A 17,880-nucleotide genomic window follows, 5' to 3' on the forward strand; every position below is an offset into this window, starting at 1 on the left:
AGAACAGTCGATGCCCCCGCCGCGCGGTATGGCGAGGGCATCCGACCGGGTTTAGCGGTGCCGACCACGTTCTTCTGGCGCCATGTGCACTGGTGTGGCCGGAGGATGTGGAGCGGCGGACATGGACGTCGTGCCGCTGATGGTGCTTTTCCTACGTGCTGCCTGAGCGCGCCTGTTCGGTTGAGCGGTGATGCGCCAGTTGAGGACCTCGGCGGGATGCTCGGCACTGTCGAGTTCCCTCCGGGCGCCGACCTCGGACAGGAGGCGGCGGGGATTGTGGCCGGCGGTCTCGGCGCGGGCGAGGGTCGTGGTCAGGGCTGGCCATGCGGGATCGGAGAGGACGCGGTCGGCGTGGTCGGGGAGGGCTGCGCGCAGGTCCTGCTCGAAGCGGTTGGCTGTTGTGGCACGTGGTGCGCGACGGGCGAGATCCGCCAAGACTGGCTGGGCGGCCTGCTGGTAACCGGCCTGCAGGTGGCGGAAGGCTTCTTCGGCCGCGGCGGCCTGCTGCTCGTGACCGCGCTGCTCATGCCACTTGGCGGCGGCGCGCGCCACGTGGAGCGCGGCGAAGATCAGGGTGATGGCGAGTCCGCCCGGATCGTGTGAGGCGTAGGCGAGTTCCTTGGCGGCTTCCCGCAGGGCGGTAGCGGCCTGGTGGTCGGCCCGGATCGCCGAGCGGCGGGCGCGGTTGAACGCCCTTGCCGCGGCCTGCAGTTCGGCCCGATGCCCGCCGTTGGCGGTGAGGGCCAGGTTGTGAAGGGTGTCGCCGAAGGCATCCAGGTGACCCTGGGCCACGGTGTCGTCTCCCGAGTCGAGGACGGCGTGGGCGTCGCGGATGGCGGTTTCGGCGCGGTGCCACGGTTCGGCCGGGTCCGCCATCTGCTGGGGGCGGTCGGCCAGGGGCTGGGTGGGGAGGCGTTCACACAGGCGGTTGTAGGACAAGTCGGCGGCGAGGCTTGAGCCCCCGAACCAGATGGGCTCGTCCTTGCTGGTGTCGCCGGGCGCGGCCAGGCTGTAGCCGGTCACCTCGCCGGTCTCGGGGCCGATGCGCGGCCTGACCTGGATGCCGAGGGAGCGCAGCACGGTGAAGTACTCGTCGATGCTGCGTACGGCGGCGGCGACCGCGTACGCCTGCTCGCGCAGCCACTCCCGCGCGGTCTCCTCCCGGCCCTGGCGTTCCGCCTTCGCCCGCTCGGCGCCGGTCGGGGTACGCGGGGCGGTGAGGTCACCGGACTTCAGGCGGCGCAGCCCGAACTCGGCCTCGATCTTGCGGCATTCCAGCTGTGCCCGCCAGCCGTCCCGGTTCGTACGAGGGCGGCGGCCGTCGGCTCGGACGGTGGTGGCCATGATGTGGATGTGGTCGTCGGCGTGCCGGACCGCGATCCAGCGGCACGCCTTTTCGTCTCCCTCGGGGGCGATGCCCGTGGCGGCTACGACGCGGCGGGCAACCTCGGCCCACTCAGCGTCGGTGAGGAAGCGGTCGCCGGGCGCGGTGCGCACCGGGCAGTGCCACACATGCTGCGGTGGCTGCTTTCCGCCGAGTTCCCGGGTGCGGAGGTCGACGTGGTGGTCCAGGCGCCGGGCGAGCTGGGTGTAGGTGGCCTCGGGGTCGCGGCCGGGGTCAGGGGCGCCGGCCATGTCCCAGGCAGCCACGATGTGGGAGTCCGTGTGCTCGTCGCGCCGCCCCTTGCCGAAGAGGTAGTTGATCAGGCCGAGGGTGCTGGAGCCGGTGGAGACGTCAGGCACCATGACCGGCTCCTTCCGCCAGGAGCCGGTCCACGAGTGCGTAACTGGCCTGGGCGGCCTGCTCAATGCGGTCGAGGACGGCCTCGGCACGCTCGGGTATCGCGCCGGAGTGGATGGCTGCCATGATCTGGTTGAGGTTGGTGCCGATCCGGTTCAGAGCCTTGGTGTGCGCTTCGACGGCCTCCACCAACGGGCGGACAGGGTCGTCTTCTGGGCTGCCGACCATGCCCGCCTTGCCGAGCGCGACGGCGAGGGCGGCGTCGCCGACGAAGCTGGCGAACTTCTGGTGGCGCCGTTTGGCCTCGGCGTCGATGAGCCGGACCGCAGTCGGGGTGAAGCGGATCTTCTTCTCCTGGTCGCGCTTCTCGGTGGTGCGCTTGCGGTTCATCCGCGCGGGCAGTGCCGGGGCGTCGGGCTCACGCCACGAGGTCTGCTCGACGGCGGCGGGCGGTTGACGGGCAGACGGCTCGGCATCTGGGGTGACGGAGTCGGTGACGGGCTGCTCGGCGCTGTCGGCGGCAGACGCGGTGCGGGGCTCGATCACCCCCTCCTCAGGCTCGGGCGCCCGCTGGCGCCCGGCCCCCTCTCCCGCCGCCACCCCAGGGGCGGAGGCAAGCGCGGACGAAGCCCCGTTAGGGGCTCGTTCGCTCCAGCTTGCTGCTGTTCGTCGGTCCCGGCTGAACCAACCCCAGCGGCGGGAAGAAGAGGGGTTCGTGTCGTTCTCGGTGTGCATGGTGGTGCTCCGAAGGAGAGGGGGGATCGGGCTGTGTCACGTCCGTTGCATCCGTTGCATCCGTTGCATGCCTGGTCAGCACAGGTACGGAGACGCAGGCAGGTACGGAGAACTCCGTCCCGGCGACAGAGTCCGTCCCCGCGCTGACCTGCGCGGGGACGGATGCGACGAAGCGATACGGACCCCGGTGGGATCAGAGAGCGCGCTTCGGTCCGGCGGGGCCACCGGGCGGGCCGACAGGCAGGGTCCCCGCCGGGGCGGCGGGCGGCCTGTTCTGCGGCATGCGGGCGGGGGCGGCGCCGTGTTCGGGCTCGGGTGCCACCTCGACGAGGTCCGGGCAGTTGCGGGCCCAGGCGTCCAGGAATCGGTTGCGCATGTACGCCTTGGCCTGCCTGCCCTTGTCGAACCGGTGGTTGGCCGGGCTGATGTTGAAGTCCCGCAGCAGGTTGCTCAGGTGGTAGGCGTTCAGCCCTTTGGTGCCGTGCTCCGCCCACGGGGCCTCGGCGTCCTGGAGCAGAGAGGCGACCAGATCCTGAGTGGCCAGGGCCTCGGGGTTGTCCGCCTGCGCGAAGATGCGGTGGATGTCGCGCAGGAGCCTTGTCTTCAGGCTGCTCTGCTCGTCCTGGGCCGCCTCGTGGCGGGTCATGGCCAAGCAGGCGGCACGAGCCTGGGCGGGCCACTGGCCGCCTGCCAGGTCGGCGATGATGACCAGCGGCTCCCAGGTGTCCGCCGCCCGGTCCTCCACCGGCATCTGCGGCACCATTCGGGCAGCCTGCCCGCGCAGGGGACCCAGCCAGGCGGTCAGCCGGTCACGCAGCGCGTTGAGTTCCGGCACTGAATACCGGGAGCGGAACGGGGTGACCTTTTCGCCCGGCTTACGCTTCTGCATCCGCAGAACGACCGCCCGGTCCATGACCGTGTCCGGCAGGTCGCCGATCCCTGCGATGGCAGCCATGGCGAAGGTGGGGAACGGGGTCGGTTTGTGATCCGGACCGGAGATCCGCCAGGCGGGCCGGTTGCGCTGGTGCCCGGCATTCAGCAGGCCGCGCAGGATCTCACTGTCACCGCTCGCCTTGGGACCGAAGATGGTGTCCGCCTCGTCCACCAGCAGGGTGGGCGGGTTCTTGCCGATGACCCGGAAGACGACCGCCGGGGAGGTGTTCACCGTCATCATCGGCTGGTGCACCGTCTCGTGGAGCACGTCCAGAACCCGGGACTTGCCGCACCCCTTCGTCGGGCTCACCACCGCCAGACGTGGCGCGTGCTGCAGAGCCGTCTGGATGTGTGTGGCCGCCACCCACAGGGTGACCGCGGTCAGTGCCTCCTCGCTGGGCAGCACCACGTACTTGCCGATCGCTGCTCGCAACTCGTCCAGCAGCGCGACCCCGTCAGCGGCTACCTGAGCACCGGCGCCTTCATGGCCGCCGGCGAGTGCCCCGCCATCGGTGGCTGCGATCTCTTGTTGCTCGGCCCGCTCCACGGGGACGTCGGTCCCCGGCGACAGGGGACGGCCGCTGTCCCGGTCGCCACTGCGGTCCCCTGGTGCAACTCCAGAGTCTTGGGGACCGGTCCCCGTTGGCGCGCCGATGCCGCTGACCTGCACGTCTCCAACGGATGTGGGTATGGGGACGGTAGGTCGCGTCGACAGGGGACCGGCTGTATCGAGGGGACGGTCCCCTGATACCGCAGCAGCAGAATGCTCGTCCCCGCGGCGTCCGGGGACGCCTTGGCCGGGGACCGCGACCTCGGGCCAGATGACCTTGGGGACCGTGTTCGGGTTGGTGGGGGACGTAGAGTCCTCCATAGACGTTCCTCTCGGACGAGGGGCAGGACGGGCAAGGTCCAACCCCTCGTCGGCTTGTTCGCTCAGGGATGGGCGGTGTGCGGGGGACTCTCCGGCCTTCGGCGTTGGCGCGCCGAGGGCCGTTTCCGTGTCCCGGGCCTCCGGCGGCTCAGGAGGCCAGACCCCACTCGTCTCGGCCCTCGATCAGCGCCCGCTCGTAGCGCAGCAGTTCGGCCTCGGGGTACAGCACCCGCTTGCCGATCTTGATGCCGCGCGGGCCCTTCTCGATCTGGCGCCAGTAGCGGACGGTGCTCTCCGCTGTGCGGTAGCGCTCGGCGACCTCGGCGGTGGTCAGATATCGCATGCATTCCCAATCGACTAGGCGGCAATCCGGTCTGCATAGGTTGTACCCGACGATCGCCGGTCAACCAAATCGGCAAGCGTGTGTTTCAATTGGGAAAGAAACGGTCAGGATGGAGGTTCGATGGCAGGCGACAAGGCCGACGGCGGTGAGGTGCCGCTGCTCTACAGCGAGGGCAACATCGCCGCGCGGGTGGCGCTGGAGCGCGAGGTCAGGGGATGGAGCACGATCGAGCTGGCGGACCGGGTGTCCAAGGCCGGCGTCAAGATGAACCAGACCGCCGTCTGGCGCATCGAGAACGGCACCCCGCGCCGCCGTATCAACGTCGACGAGGCGCTCGCCTTCGCCCGCGTCTTCGAGCTGCCCCTCGAAGAGCTGATGTCCCCGCCGTTGGAAGGGCTGGACCTCGACAGCAGACGGCTCGTCCAGGAAGCCGTCGAGGCGTACTACGAGACACGCGACGCCGGAGACCGACTGCACCACGCAGTCGTCGGCATCGCCGAGTACATCCAGGCCCACCCCGACAGCTCACGGGCCATCCACGAGCAGTGCCTTCGCCTCATGGGCGATGAGCGCGACGCCCGCACCCTCACCGAGCACATCGAGGGCGGCGGCTACCACCGATAACCAACCCAAGGGAGAAGCCACTTGGCGAACATTCAGAAGCGCCCCAATGGCAAATGGCGGGCCCGCTACCGAGACCTCGACGGCAAGGAGCACGCCCGCCACTTCGACCGCAAGATCGACGCTCAGCGCTGGCTGGACGAGGTCACGGCCAGCATCGTGACCGGCCAATACGTGGACCCGCGCGCCGGACGGATCACCTTCGAGAAGTACGCGAAGAAGTGGGAGGAGTCACTCATCGCCAGCGAGGCGGGGGAGCGCATCACCGACAACGCGCTCCGACTTCATCTCGTCCCGGCACTGGGCTCCCGCGCCATGGCGGCGATACGCCGCAACGACCTCCAGGTGCTCTTCAAGAGCCTGTCCGAGCTGCTCGGCCCCGGCAGCGTGCGCAACGTCTACGACGTTCTCGTACGCCTCATGACCGCGGCCGTCGAGGACAAGGTCATTGCGTCTAGCCCGTGTCGCCGGATCACTCTCCCGCCCATGCCGGACGAGGAGGTCACCCCGCCCACGGTCGCGCAAGTCGAGGCCATGGCCCGTGTGATGCCGCCGTACATCCGCGCAGCCATCGTCACGCTTGCCGGATCAGGCTTGCGAATAGGCGAGTTGCTCGGCCTCAAGGTGTCGGACGTCGACTTCAAGGCGGGCACCATCCGCGTCGAGCGCCAGCGCCTCCAGTCCGGGAAGATCGGCCCACCGAAGACCGCCAAGTCCCGACGCACCGTCCCGGTCGGCGAGGTGGTCACCGACGCCCTCCTGGTGCACCTCGCCGCACGCCCCTCCAAGGAGTGGCTGTTCACGATGGAGGAGGGCGAACCGCTCAACTACCGCCGCTGGAAGACGGAGTGGAACTGCGCTCGCAGGACGCTCCAGGCGGCGGAGAACGAGGCGGCCGAGTGCGAGGGCCGCAAGCCCGTCGAACTGCCGCACATGGTGACCCACGACCTGCGCCACTTCTTCGCCTCCGCCCTCATCGCCGGCGGAGCGAGCGTCAAGCAGGTCCAGCTGGTTCTCGGCCACGCGTCCGCCGTCATCACGCTGCGGATCTACGCGCACCTCTGGCCGGGCGAAGAAGACCGCACCCGGACCGTCATGGACGCCGTTCTCGGCGGCCTGCGGACCGGGTGCGGACAGGTAGGCGATGCGACCCGCGTAACCGCAGGTCAGACGGCCTAGCCATAGATCAAGCCTTCTTGGTCTCCCAGAAGATCTTGTCGATCTGGGCGATGTAGTCGAGGGCCTTCTGGCCGGTCGCCGGGTCGGTGGACCCCTTGGCGGCCGAGAGGGCCTTCAGAGCGTCGTTGACGAGCTGGTGCAGCTCCGGGTACTTCTCGAAGTGCGGGGGCTTGAAGTAGTCGCTCCAGAGCACCGAGACGTGGTGCTTGGCGAGCTCGGCGCGCTGCTCCTTGATGACGGTGGCACGCGCCTGGAAGTGCGGGTCGTCGTTGGCGGCCATCTTTTCCTGCACGGCCTTCACCGACTCCGCCTCGATGCGGGCCTGGGCCGGGTCGTACACACCGCAGGGCAGGTCGCAGTGTGCGCTGACCTTGACCTTGGGGGCAAACAGGCGGGAAAGCATGGAGCATTCCTTCCTCGTGATCGTCTTCTCAGGTGGGACATTACTCCCTGCAAGACGGGTTTTCGCGAGTGCCCCCATGGGCTTAGGACAAAAGTCCGGGGTCAGACTGAGACTGGTGGAGGACCCTACCGGGGAGGTGCCGGGGATGCCGGAGTTGTCGCAGGAGACCGAGCGCGGGCGGACGGACCGGCCCTTCGGGTGGGCCGAGGTGACCGGGCCGTCGATGGTGCCCACGCTGTATCACGGCGACCTGCTCGTGGTGTGGCACAGGGGCCGGATCCGGCCCGGGGACGTCGTGGTGCTGCGGCATCCGTTCCAGCAGGACCTGCTGGTCGTCAAGCGGGCCTCGGAGCGCCGTGACGGCGGCTGGTGGGTGCTGGGGGACAACTCTTACGCCGGGGGCGACAGCACCGACTACGGCGTGGTGCCGGACGAGCTGATCCTGGGCAAGGTCCGGATGCGGTACCGGCCGCGCAAGCCGGATCAGCGCTCGCCGTTCGCGCTGGCGCGCTGGGCGCTGTCGGCCGTGCGGCTGGTGCCGGCGGACCGGTCGGCCTCCAGGCGTTTGCGGGCGCGGTAGGCGGCCACGTTGGCGCGGGTCGCGCAGCGGTCCGAGCAGTAGCGCCGGGAGCGGTTGGTGGAGGTGTCGAGGTAGGCGTTGCGGCAGGGCGCCGCCTCGCACAGGCCCAGGCGGTCCACGCCGTACTCGGTGAGGTGGAAGGCCAGGCCCATCGCGGCGATGGCGGCGTAGCCCGCGGTCGCGTTCGACGGGTGGTCGGCCAGGTGCATGTGCCACAGGGGGCGGCCGTCGTCGTCCCGGAAGTCATGGCCGGAGATCTGCGGGCTCACCGGGAACTCCAGCAGCAGCGAGTTCAGCAGGTTCACCGCGAGGGCCTCGTCGCCCTTGTCCGCCGCCTCGAAGACCGCCCTCAGCCGTGCGCGGACCGAGCGGAAGCGGGTGACGTCGGCGTCGGTGGCCCTGCGGCCCGCCTCCTGGCTGACGCCGAACAGGTCGCGGACGGCCTCGACCGAGGTCAGCGAGTCCTTGCCCCGGGCCGGGTCCTCGCTGTTGACGAGTCGTACGGCATAGTCCGAGTAATAGGCCAGTTCCACTTGTAGTCCTTACGGAGGCGTTCTATCGTCGTGGTGCGGTCGGGTAACAGCTGATCGTGCTTCCAGGGTATTACGTGACATGCGCGTTGGAGGGGCTCGATGACGGACAGGTCCACATCCACCACGACCGGGGCCGGGGCCGACTGGCCGGCCTGGCAGGAGAGCTGGGACCGGCAGCAGGAGTGGTACATGCCCGACCGGGAGGAACGCTTCCGGATCATGCTCGACATGGTGGAGGCCCTCGTCGGACCCGCCCCGCGCGTGCTCGACCTCGCGTGCGGCACGGGCAGTATCACGGCCCGGCTGCTCGCCCGGTTCCCCGGGGCCACCAGCACCGGTGTCGACCTCGACCCGGCGCTCCTCGCCATCGCCGAGGGCACCTTCGCCGACGACGAGCGGGTCTCCCTGGTCACGGCCGACCTCACGGACCCCGACTGGCCGGCGCGACTGCCGTACGACTCCTACGACGCCGTCCTGACCGCCACCGCCCTGCACTGGCTGCACCGTGAACCCCTCGCGGCCCTCTACGGTCGGGTCGCGGAGCTCGTCCGCGACGGCGGTGTCTTCCTGAACGCGGACCACATGATCGACGAGTCGACGCCCCGGATCAACGCGGCCGAGCGCGCACAGCGCCACGCCCGTATGGATCAGGCCAAGGCGAACGGCGCCCTCGACTGGTCCGAGTGGTGGCAGCTCGCCGCCAAGGACCCGGTCCTGGCCGAGCCGACGGCCCGCCGCTTCGAGATCTACGGCGAGCACGCCGAGGGCGACACGCCGTCCGCCGAGTGGCACGCGCGCGTGCTGCGCGAGAAGGGGTTCGGGGAGGCGCGGGCGGTGTGGTCCTCGCCGTCGGATGCGCTGATGCTCGCGCTGAAGTAGACCGGCGGCGCATGGACGAAGGGGCGGTACGAGGATCCTCGTACCGCCCCTTCACCTTCGTGTGAGCCGTCTATGAGCCGTCGTCCGGTCAGAGCACCTTGGACAGGAACGCCTGGGTCCGTTCGTGCTGCGGGTTGGTCAGGACCTCGCGCGGGTCGCCGGACTCGACGACCACGCCGCCGTCCATGAAGACCAGGCTGTCGCCGACCTCGCGGGCGAAGCCCATCTCATGGGTGACGACGACCATCGTCATGCCGGACTCGGCCAGGTCGCGCATGACGTCGAGGACGTCGCCGACCAGCTCCGGGTCGAGAGCCGAGGTCGGCTCGTCGAAGAGCATCAGCTTCGGGTCCATGGCGAGGGCCCGGGCGATGGCGACGCGCTGCTGCTGGCCGCCGGAGAGCTGGGCGGGGTAGCTGCCGGCCTTGTCGGCGAGGCCCACGCGGTCGAGGAGCTCCCTCGCGCGGTCCCTGGCCTGGGCCTTGCTCGTGCCCTTGACCTGGATCGGCGCCTCCATGACGTTCTCCTGCGCCGTCATGTGCGGGAACAGGTTGAACCGCTGGAACACCATGCCGATGTCCCGGCGCTGCTGGGCGACCTCGCTGTCCTTGAGCTCGTACAGCTTGTCGCCCTTCTGGCGGTAGCCGACCAGCTGGCCGTCGACATACAGCCGGCCGGCGTTGATCTTCTCCAGGTGGTTGATGCACCGCAGGAACGTCGACTTGCCGGAGCCGGAGGGACCGATGAGGCAGAACACCTCGCCGGTCTGCACCTCCAGGTCGATGCCCTTGAGGACCTGGACCGCGCCGAAGGACTTGTGAACGCCCTCGGACTTCACCATGGCGGTCATGTCACACGCCCCTTTCGCTGCCGAGGCCGAGCATGTTCGCCTTGATCTTCTGCCACGGCGTCGGCGGCAGGTTCCGCGTCGAGCCACGGGCGTAACGGCGCTCCAGGTAGTACTGGAAGACGCTGAACACGCTGGTCATGACCAGGTACCAGATGCACGCCACGAAGAGCATCTCCATCACGGCGTACGACGTGGAGCCGATCGTGGAGGTGGCGCGCAGCAGTTCGTTGTACGTCACCGCGTACACCAATGACGAGGTCTTCAACATGTTGATGAACTCGTTGCCGGTCGGCGGCACGATCACCCGCATCGCCTGCGGGATCACGATGCGGCGCAGCGTCTTCGCGTGGCTCATACCGAGCGCGTGCGAGGCCTCGGTCTGGCCCTCGTCCACGGCCATCAGACCGGCGCGGCAGATCTCCGCCATGTACGCCGCCTCGTTCAGGCCCAGACCCAGCAGGGCGGCCATGAACGGCGTCATGACGTCGACCATCTCGTCCTTGTAGAGAGGACCGAGGTTCAGCACGGGGAAGATCAGCGCCAGGTTGAACCACAGCAGCAGCTGGACATAGACCGGCGTGCCGCGGAAGAACCAGATGTAGACCCAGGCCACCCAGCTCGTCACCGGGTTCTTGGACAGGCGCATCACGGCCAGGACCACGCCGAGGACCACGCCCATGACCATCGCCAGGACGCTGATCAGCAGGGTGCGGCCGGCGCCCGCGAGGACCGTGGAGTCGAAGACGTAGTCGCCGACCGCGTTCCACTGGATCTTCTCCGCGCTGGCGAACGCGTTGATGAGCAGGGCCACCAGGGCCAGCACCACGACACCGCTGACCCAGCGGCCGTAGTGCCGTACCGGAATGGCCTTGATCGCCTCGGGCGGGATGGCCCCGCCCTCCTTGGAGACGGCGGCCGACGGGTTGGCGTCGGCCGGCTCCTTGTCGAACTTGTCAGTCACTGTGACTGCCCTTCAGTGCTTGCCCGGGACGGTCACTTGCCGCCGTTGATCGCGGCCTTGTCGATCGCGCCGGACTCGGCGCCCCACTTCTCGAGGATCTTCTTGTACGTGCCGTCCTCGATGATCGCGTTGACGGCCTCTTCGAGGGCCGCGGTGAGCTCCTTGTTGTCCTTGTTCACCGCGATGCCGAACGGACCGGCGTCGACCTGCTCGCCGACGACCTCGAAGTCATTGCCGCCGCCGGACTTGCGGGCCAGGTCCACGGCCACCGGGTAGTCGTTGACGCCGGCGACCGCGCCGCCCGACTTCACTCGGGTCTGGGCCTCGGTGTCGTTCTCGAACGACTCGATGTTGATCTTCTTCTTGCCGCCGTCCGTGCAGGCCTTGGACTGGGTCTGCAGGGCCTTCTCGTACGTCGTGCCGCGCTGCACGGCCGCCGTCTGGCCGCAGAGGTCCTCGATCGAGTTGATCTTCTTCGGGTTGCCCTTCTGGACGTACACGGCGGTGCCGGCCGTGAAGTAGTCGACGAAGTCGACACCCGGGCCGAGCTTCTTGCCCTTGTCGTCCAGGCCGTCCTGGCGCTGCGGGGTGTCCGTGATGGAGGACATGGCGACGTCGTAGCGACCCGAGTTCAGGGCGGTGATCAGACCGTCGAAGGAGCCGGAGGTGAACTGGAACTCCACGCCCAGCTTCTCGCCCAGCGCGGCGGCGATGTCGGGGTCGACACCGACGATCTTGCCGCCCTCCTGGAACTCCATGGGGGCGTACTCGGCGTTGGTGCCGGCCTTGATGACGCCCGCGTCCTGGATCTTCTTGGGCAGCTTGGCGAACAGCGGGGCCGCGCTGGACGACCCCGTGCCCTTGGTGCCCTCGTCGCTGCCGCTGTCGTTCGTCTGGTCACCGCAGCCGGTGAGAATCAGGGCGCCTGCGACCGCGATCGAGCCGACCGCTGCCAGCCGGGAGCGTGCGGCGGTCGTACGACGGGTGGTGCTTGCGGTCATGGTGGGTTCCTCCGGCGGATGGGTGGAGTTGCCGATGGGGCAGGCACCTGCCGTTCTGACCGGCAGAGGCCTTGGTTTCCTAGGTCGACGAGAGCACACGCCTTCGAGTGTCGCGACCTCGTGTGATTACGGCATCTTGCCATTCGGACTGAGGCATTCAGGGCGCCCGTCATGTCAAAATCGGATAACGGGTTACCCCCGAACTGCCGCAGGTCGGTACAACTTGACCGCACCTTCTGCGGGAATCTGCCGTTCCGGCCGGAAGATCTTCGGTTTATCTCGGGATGTGGACCGGTCGTGTGCGGGATTTGTGGGGATTGGTCACTCTTCGCGGTTACTCGTGTTGACATGTCCGCTCATTTGGCCATGAACCGCACCGGCGTCATCGACGGGCTGTGTCTGATTTGTGTCCGTCGACGTGGGAGTTTCCATTCCCGCCATGTGATCTTGCACGTATTGGACTCGTCGGCGGCGCCGTCCGTCCGGTAAGAAGGTTCTTTACACCCCTCATCCGGGGCTCAGGGCGCGTGTGCGGCGCGCCGTCGCGTATGGACCGTACGTCTGACGTCCTATCCGACGTCGTACGTATCAACGAACAGGGCCATGCGCGGTCCCGCCCACTTCTCACCAGGAGTGGTCCCACCCTCAAACCATGAACACTTAAGGGGTCAGACAAAGTGGCAGCGGAGATCGTCAATCCTCGCAGCGGCGGCAATACCGATCAGGACGGCGGGGTCGAGCCCCTCGATTCCTTCGATCCCGCCTTCGCGCTGCACCGTGGCGGCAAGATGGCCGTGCAGGCCACCGTGCCGGTCCGCGACAAGGACGACCTGTCCCTGGCGTACACGCCCGGCGTCGCGAAGGTGTGCAGCGCGATCGCCGAGCAGCCGGAGCTGGTGCACGACTACACCTGGAAGTCGTCCGTCGTGGCCGTGGTCACCGACGGCACGGCGGTGCTCGGGCTCGGCGACATCGGTCCGGAAGCCTCCCTCCCCGTGATGGAGGGCAAGGCGATTCTGTTCAAGCAGTTCGGCGGCGTCGACGCGGTGCCGATCGCGCTCGACTGCACCGGGGTCGACGAGATCGTCGAGACCGTGGTGCGGCTCGCGCCCTCCTTCGGTGGAGTGAACCTGGAGGACATCTCGGCGCCCCGGTGCTTCGAGATCGAGCGGAAGCTGCAGGAGCGGCTGGACATCCCGGTCTTCCATGACGACCAGCACGGCACGGCGGTCGTGACGCTGGCGGCCCTGCGGAACGCCGCGCGGCTGACCGGGAAGGGGCTCGGCGATCTGCGGGCCGTCATCTCCGGGGCCGGCGCGGCCGGTGTCGCCATCGCGAAGATGCTGGTCGAGGCCGGCATCGGTGACGTCGCCGTGGCCGACCGCAAGGGCGTCGTGTCGGCCGACCGGGAAGACCTGACGCCGGTCAAGCGGGAGGTCGCCGGGTTCACGAACAAGGCCGGGATCTCCGGGTCGCTGGAGGCGGCGCTGGAAGGCGCGGACGTCTTCATCGGCGTCTCCGGCGGTACGGTCGCGGAGGCGGCCGTCGCCTCGATGGCCGAGGGCGCGTTCGTGTTCGCCATGGCCAACCCGAACCCCGAGGTGCACCCCGACGTCGCGCACAAGTACGCGGCCGTGGTGGCGACCGGGCGGTCCGACTTCCCGAACCAGATCAACAACGTGCTGGCGTTCCCCGGCATCTTCGCGGGCGCGCTGCAGGTTCGGGCGTCCCGGATCACCGAGGGGATGAAGCTCGCGGCCGCTGAGGCGCTGGCGGGGGTCGTCGGGGACGACCTCGCCGCGGACTACGTCATCCCGTCGCCCTTCGACGAGCGGGTCGCTCCGGCCGTGACGGCGGCTGTCGCGGCCGCGGCTCGGGCGGAGGGTGTTGCTCGGCGGTGACTGTGCCGTTGGCTTGATGGCCCCGTCCGATTGGGCGGGGCCATTTGTCTGCCTACCCGTGCGGGTGATTGAGGCGGTTGCGCTTGGGGCGGGGGTGCCGGTCGTGCTGAGGGCTGCGCCCCCAGACCCCCTGTCGGCCCTTAAGGGGCCTCGTCCTCAAACGCCGGACGGGCTGGGCCGGGAAGAGCGACCGGGGTTCGATGGCGGCCCTGTTTCTGGCAAGAGGGTGTGCGTCACAGTGTGATCCGGTACCGCTGATTGCCATCGGCACCTATCGTCGACGGCATGTTCGCCGTCTACGCCGCCCGAATCGACCGCGACCAGCCGCTCAACGGCCTTGAACTGGGGGACCGTCCGGCTCCCGAGGCCCGGTCCGGCTGGAGTGTCGTCAACGTCAGAGCCGCCTCCCTCAACCACCACGACCTCTGGTCCCTGCGGGGCGTCGGCCTCCCGGAGGACCGGCTGCCGATGATCCTCGGCTGTGACGCCGCCGGTGTCGACGAGGACGGCAACGAGGTCGTCCTGCACTCGGTCATCGGACAGAGCGGGCACGGGGTGGGTCCCAGGGAGCCGCGGTCCATCCTCACCGAGCGGTATCAGGGCACCTTCGCCGAGCAGGTCGCCGTGCCCACCTGGAATGTGCTGCCCAAGCCCAAGGAACTCTCCTTCGTCGAGGCCGCCTGTCTGCCGACCGCCTGGCTGACCGCCTATCGGATGCTGTTCACCAACGCCGGTGTGCGGCCCGGTGACTCCGTGCTGGTGCAGGGGGCCGGGGGCGGGGTGGCGACCGCCGCCATCGTGCTCGGGAAGGCCGCGGGGCTCAGGGTGTTCGCCACCAGCCGGGACGAGGCCAAGCGGAAGCGGGCGCTGGAACTGGGGGCCGTGGAGGCCGTCGAGTCCGGGGCCCGGCTGCCGCAGCGGGTCGACGCCGTGATCGAGACGGTGGGGGCGGCGACCTGGTCGCACTCCATCAAGTCGCTCAAGCCGGGCGGCACGCTGGTCATCTCCGGTGCCACCAGTGGCGATCGGCCCTCGCACGCCGAACTCACCCGGATCTTCTTCCTGGAGCTGAAGATCGTGGGCTCCACCATGGGGACCAAGGACGAGCTGGAAGATCTGCTCGCCTTCTGTGCCGCCACCGGTGTGCGGCCTGTGATCGATGAGGTGCTGCCGATGGATCGGGCCCGGGAGGGGTTCGAACGGATGGAGTCGGGTGAGTTGTTCGGGAAGGTCGTGCTCACCAACTGACGGTTCGCGCCGCGCGGTGCTTGCGGCGGGTTCGGGGCTTGGCTTTGCCCCGGGCCCGCCGCTTTTCTGTTTGCCGTTGTCAACCCAGGTTGACATGAGTCGTGTGTCAACCTACATTGACAACATGACCGACGCTACAGATCTCGCCGAGCGGGCGGGCGATCGCGATCCCCGGATCGGGCTGCGGGCCGTCGCGGCGTTGCGGCGGCTGCTGGAGCAGCTGGAGGCCGTGCAGGTGCGCAGTGCGCGCAATCAGGGCTGGTCCTGGCAGGAGATCGCCGCGGAACTCGGGGTCAGCAGACAGGCCGTGCACAAGAAGTACGGGAGGCGTTGATGTTCGAGCGATTCACCAAGGATGCCCGTGCGGTGGTGACGGGTGCCGTGGAGCATGCCGAGCGGGGTGGGGGGCGAACCGTCGATGCCGAGCACCTGCTGCTCGCGCTGCTCGACCGGGAGGGCAGCCGCGCCTCGTTCGCGCTGGCCGCGCTCGGGGGCGGGCAGTGGCTGGAGTCCGTACGGGAGGCACTGGGCGAGGCCCGGCGGCGGGGCGGGCTGTCGCAGGCCGAGGCCGACGCGCTCGCCGGGCTGGGGATCGATGTCGGGGAGGTCGTCGCCCGGGTGGAGGAAGTGCACGGGGTCGGGGCGATGTCCGGGGACCGGAAGGACAAGGGGTGGTGGTCCGGGCACCGTTCCTTCAGCCGGGCGGCGAAGGACGTGCTGGAACGGGCGTTGCGCATCGCCGTCGCCCAGCGGGACCGGCATATCGGGGACGAGCACATCCTGCTGGCCCTGACCGCCCGCCCCGGTGTGCCCGCCGAGGCCCTCGCCGATCACGGGGTGACCCATGAGTCCGTGACGCGTGTGCTGTACGGCGGGGGAGAGGCCAAGGCCGGCTGAGGGGCCCGGCCTCACCCTTGCCGCCCAGCGGGCGGTGTCACGGCTTCGGTTCGCGCAGCAGTGCTCCGATATGTGCCGCCGCCGACGACAAGTGGTGGCGGGCGTCGCGGAGTTGGTCCGGGGTCACGCCATGGTCCCGGGCCGCGTCGCGGATGTCGTCGCGGAAGCGGTCCAGCAGGCGGTCCAGGTCGCGGGCCGGGTCTTCGCCGGGGGCCTCATGGGCCCAGGTGGGTTCGTAGGCGGCCGGGAAGTCCTCGGGAGTGTCGGAGTAGTCGGGCTGGTGCTGGGGCGACTTGGGGGCGTCCGGGCGGCCGAAGCCGAAGTCCCTGCCGAACTCCTTGCCGTAGTCCTTCCCGAAGTCGCCGAACTCCTTGGCCAGTTCCGTCAGGCCCTCCCGGACGCCCGTCGGCCAGTCGCCGCGTGCGAAGTGGTCCTGGACATGCTCCTGGACCCGGCGGGCGATTCGCTGGACCTCCTCCTGGGCCTGGGCGCGGGCGTGGTCCTGGGCCTCCTTGGCCTGGCGTCGGGCGCGCTGGGCCTCCTCACGGGCACGGCGGCTCTCGTCCTTGGCGCGGCGGGCCTGTTCCTTCCACTCCTGCTTGGCCCGGCGCATCTCCTCCTTGGCGGCGCGCCACGCCTCCTTGTCGGTGTAGTCCGAGAAGTCGCCGAAGGGTGTGTCGGTCCTGCCGCCCTTGCCCTTGCGGGCCTCCGACGCCGCCGCGCGCATCTCGCGGCGCAGATCGCCCGCGGCGCCCCGCACATCGGCCCTTATCTCGGCGGCCAGCTCGGCCACCGACTCCCTGATCTCCAGCTCCAGGTCGGCCAGCTCCCCGCTGCGGTCGGCGAGTTCGGCGCGGCCCGCGTCCGTGATGGCGTACACCTTGCGGCCGCCCTCGGTGGTGTGGGTGACCAGGCCCTCGGCCTCCAGCTTGGCGAGTCGGGGGTAGACGGTGCCGGCGGACGGTGCGTACAGCCCCTGGAAGCGCTCCTCAAGGAGGCGGATCACCTCATAGCCGTGGCGCGGGGCCTCGTCCAGCAGCTTCAGCAGATAGAGACGGAGGCGGCCGTGGGCGAAGACGGGAGGCATGTCAGAGCACCTTCTTGTCGGTCGTGCCGTCGGCCGGGGTGTCGGTGGAGTCGTCGCCCGGGCCGGAAACGGAATTGTCCCCCGAGGTGTGCTGTGCGCCGTTCGCAGGGTTGGTCGTCGCATCCGTGGGTGGGGTCGTCGAGTCTGTGGGTGGGGTGGTCGAGTCCATGGGTGGGGTGGTCGAGGACTCCGCGTCCCACGGCTCGTCCTCCCGGGGCGGGCGGCGCAGCAGGGCGATGGAGCCGGAGACCGTCGTCGCCCGGAGTTTGCCGGTGCCGTCGCCCAGGCGGCCGGTGATCTTGTGGGCGCCCCACTGGCCGTGCACCCGGAGGTCCTCGAAGGCGTTGGAGATGGTGCCGCTGGCGGTGTTGGCCTCGACGTCCGCGTCCGCCGGGGCCGGCAGGCGGATGGCGATCTCGCCGGAGACGCTGGTCAGCCGGATGTCCGTAGGGCCCTCCGGGTCGAGGTCGACGATCATCGAGCCGCTCACCGACTCGGCCTTCACGGAGGAACCCGAGCCCTCGACGACCGTGAGATCGCCGGAGACGGAGTTGAAGCGGAGGTCGCCGGTGACGGCCTGCGCCTCAAGGTTGCCCGAGACGGTGTCGGCGCGGACCGGCCCCGACAGGCCGACGAGTGTGGTGTCGCCGGTGACTCCCTTGACGACCGACGGGCCGTGGATCCCGGAGACGACCGCCCCGGCGCCGACCACGCCCACCTCCACGCGGGTGTCGGCCGGCACGGCAAGCGAGACCACCGTATTGCGACGCCAGCCCTTGCGGTCGAGCCACTTGAGGAAGCCCTTCCACGGCAGGTCCTCGTACGCCACCGTGAGGGTGCCGCCCTGCTGGGTCACCACCAGGGGCGGGCCCTCGATCTCGGAGACCTCCAGGCGGGCGGAACCTTCTTCGGTCCCCACGACGTTCACAGTTCCATTGACGATGCGCACATGGAGCTCGCGCACCGGCTCGTCGAAGGTGAGCTTCCCGGGCTCTGCTACGGACCACTCGGACATGGTGCGGACCTCCTGGGCGACCGGACACGGCCGCACGGGCCGGATCTGAATGACACGCCATATCGTGTCTTACGAGAAACACGATATATCGCGGACGGGGAA

Annotated in this window: 19 protein-coding genes; 8 read left to right on the forward strand and 11 right to left on the reverse strand. The window is 69.3% G+C overall.

Going from position 1 to position 17,880, the window contains the following annotated elements:
- Nucleotides 1-51: 51 nt before the first annotated feature.
- From IE325_RS10780 to IE325_RS10795, 4 genes are all read right to left on the reverse strand, one after another.
- Entirely contained in the window at nt 52-1,746 is a 1,695-nt protein-coding gene (locus tag IE325_RS10780) for a relaxase/mobilization nuclease domain-containing protein (RefSeq protein ID WP_190069564.1), read from the reverse strand.
- Nucleotides 1,736-2,287, reverse strand: coding sequence for a MobC domain-containing protein (locus tag IE325_RS10785; RefSeq protein ID WP_190069565.1), 552 nt, complete (start codon nt 2,285-2,287; stop codon nt 1,736-1,738). Before IE325_RS10785 ends, IE325_RS10780 begins: the two co-directional genes overlap by 11 nt.
- A 382-nt stretch (nt 2,288-2,669) precedes the next feature.
- On the reverse strand, nt 2,670-3,842 hold the full coding sequence (locus IE325_RS10790) for a DUF3631 domain-containing protein (RefSeq protein WP_190069807.1): 1,173 nt from the start codon (nt 3,840-3,842) through the stop codon (nt 2,670-2,672).
- A 586-nt stretch (nt 3,843-4,428) separates the two neighbouring features.
- A complete protein-coding gene (locus IE325_RS10795) occupies nt 4,429-4,623 on the reverse strand; it encodes a helix-turn-helix transcriptional regulator (protein WP_019889361.1) in 195 nt (64 codons plus the stop codon).
- A gap of 120 nt (nt 4,624-4,743) precedes the next feature.
- Here IE325_RS10795 and IE325_RS10800 point away from each other — a divergent pair, with 120 nt between their 5' ends.
- The gene (locus IE325_RS10800) at nt 4,744-5,247 is read left to right on the forward strand and encodes a helix-turn-helix domain-containing protein (protein WP_190069566.1); all 504 of its coding nucleotides are present in this window, start codon (nt 4,744-4,746) and stop codon (nt 5,245-5,247) included.
- Nucleotides 5,248-5,268: 21 nt separating this feature from the next.
- Nucleotides 5,269-6,423 carry a tyrosine-type recombinase/integrase gene (locus tag IE325_RS10805; RefSeq protein WP_190069567.1) on the forward strand — a complete coding sequence of 385 codons (1,155 nt, stop codon included), beginning with the start codon at nt 5,269-5,271 and terminating at the stop codon, nt 6,421-6,423.
- Nucleotides 6,424-6,430: 7 nt separating this feature from the next.
- On the opposite strand, the gene sodN is transcribed toward IE325_RS10805, so the two are convergent.
- On the reverse strand, nt 6,431-6,826 hold the full coding sequence (sodN, locus tag IE325_RS10810; protein WP_007491258.1) for a superoxide dismutase, Ni: 396 nt from the start codon (nt 6,824-6,826) through the stop codon (nt 6,431-6,433).
- A 145-nt stretch (nt 6,827-6,971) separates the two neighbouring features.
- Between sodN and sodX the strand changes: the two genes are divergently transcribed.
- Nucleotides 6,972-7,406 carry a nickel-type superoxide dismutase maturation protease gene (gene sodX, locus IE325_RS10815; protein ID WP_190069808.1) on the forward strand — a complete coding sequence of 145 codons (435 nt, stop codon included), beginning with the start codon at nt 6,972-6,974 and terminating at the stop codon, nt 7,404-7,406.
- Here the strand turns inward: sodX and IE325_RS10820 are convergent.
- Nucleotides 7,310-7,939 (reverse strand): CGNR zinc finger domain-containing protein, encoded by a 630-nt coding sequence (locus tag IE325_RS10820; RefSeq protein ID WP_190069568.1) that lies wholly within the window; start codon nt 7,937-7,939, stop codon nt 7,310-7,312. The two genes, sodX and IE325_RS10820, sit on opposite strands and share 97 nt — an antisense overlap.
- A gap of 99 nt (nt 7,940-8,038) precedes the next feature.
- Between IE325_RS10820 and IE325_RS10825 the strand changes: the two genes are divergently transcribed.
- Nucleotides 8,039-8,818 (forward strand): class I SAM-dependent methyltransferase, encoded by a 780-nt coding sequence (locus IE325_RS10825; RefSeq protein ID WP_190069569.1) that lies wholly within the window; start codon nt 8,039-8,041, stop codon nt 8,816-8,818.
- Between the two features lie 88 nt (nt 8,819-8,906).
- Here IE325_RS10825 and IE325_RS10830 read toward each other — a convergent pair whose 3' ends face one another.
- Genes IE325_RS10830 through IE325_RS10840 form a run of 3 tightly spaced genes read right to left on the reverse strand, consistent with a single transcriptional unit; the run spans nt 8,907 to nt 11,630 of the window.
- The gene (locus IE325_RS10830) at nt 8,907-9,668 is read right to left on the reverse strand and encodes an amino acid ABC transporter ATP-binding protein (protein WP_308437650.1); all 762 of its coding nucleotides are present in this window, start codon (nt 9,666-9,668) and stop codon (nt 8,907-8,909) included.
- A gap of 1 nt (nt 9,669) precedes the next feature.
- Nucleotides 9,670-10,629, reverse strand: coding sequence for an amino acid ABC transporter permease (locus tag IE325_RS10835; protein ID WP_190069570.1), 960 nt, complete (start codon nt 10,627-10,629; stop codon nt 9,670-9,672).
- Between the two features lie 32 nt (nt 10,630-10,661).
- The gene (locus IE325_RS10840) at nt 10,662-11,630 is read right to left on the reverse strand and encodes an ABC transporter substrate-binding protein (RefSeq protein WP_190069571.1); all 969 of its coding nucleotides are present in this window, start codon (nt 11,628-11,630) and stop codon (nt 10,662-10,664) included.
- A 677-nt stretch (nt 11,631-12,307) separates the two neighbouring features.
- Here IE325_RS10840 and IE325_RS10845 point away from each other — a divergent pair.
- The 4 genes from IE325_RS10845 (at nt 12,308) to IE325_RS10860 (ending at nt 15,676) form a co-directional block, all read left to right on the forward strand.
- Nucleotides 12,308-13,531 (forward strand): NAD(P)-dependent malic enzyme, encoded by a 1,224-nt coding sequence (locus IE325_RS10845; protein WP_190069572.1) that lies wholly within the window; start codon nt 12,308-12,310, stop codon nt 13,529-13,531.
- A 285-nt stretch (nt 13,532-13,816) separates the two neighbouring features.
- Nucleotides 13,817-14,779: a zinc-binding dehydrogenase gene (locus IE325_RS10850; protein WP_190069573.1), complete on the forward strand. Its 963-nt coding sequence runs from the start codon at nt 13,817-13,819 to the stop codon at nt 14,777-14,779.
- A 124-nt stretch (nt 14,780-14,903) separates the two neighbouring features.
- Complete coding sequence (locus IE325_RS10855; protein WP_190069574.1) at nt 14,904-15,113, forward strand: helix-turn-helix domain-containing protein; 210 nt, start codon at nt 14,904-14,906, stop codon at nt 15,111-15,113.
- Entirely contained in the window at nt 15,113-15,676 is a 564-nt protein-coding gene (locus tag IE325_RS10860; protein ID WP_190069575.1) for a Clp protease N-terminal domain-containing protein, read from the forward strand. Before IE325_RS10855 ends, IE325_RS10860 begins: the two co-directional genes overlap by 1 nt.
- A 37-nt stretch (nt 15,677-15,713) precedes the next feature.
- Here IE325_RS10860 and IE325_RS10865 read toward each other — a convergent pair whose 3' ends face one another.
- Nucleotides 15,714-16,763, reverse strand: coding sequence for a PadR family transcriptional regulator (locus tag IE325_RS10865; protein WP_190069576.1), 1,050 nt, complete (start codon nt 16,761-16,763; stop codon nt 15,714-15,716).
- A gap of 1 nt (nt 16,764) precedes the next feature.
- Nucleotides 16,765-17,778: a DUF4097 family beta strand repeat-containing protein gene (locus tag IE325_RS10870; protein WP_190069577.1), complete on the reverse strand. Its 1,014-nt coding sequence runs from the start codon at nt 17,776-17,778 to the stop codon at nt 16,765-16,767.
- Between the last annotated feature and the right edge of the window lie 102 nt (nt 17,779-17,880).

Origin of the sequence: Streptomyces lanatus, from assembly GCF_014655715.1 — a bacterium.
In the GTDB taxonomy this organism is placed as follows: Bacteria; Actinomycetota; Actinomycetes; order Streptomycetales; family Streptomycetaceae; genus Streptomyces; species Streptomyces lanatus.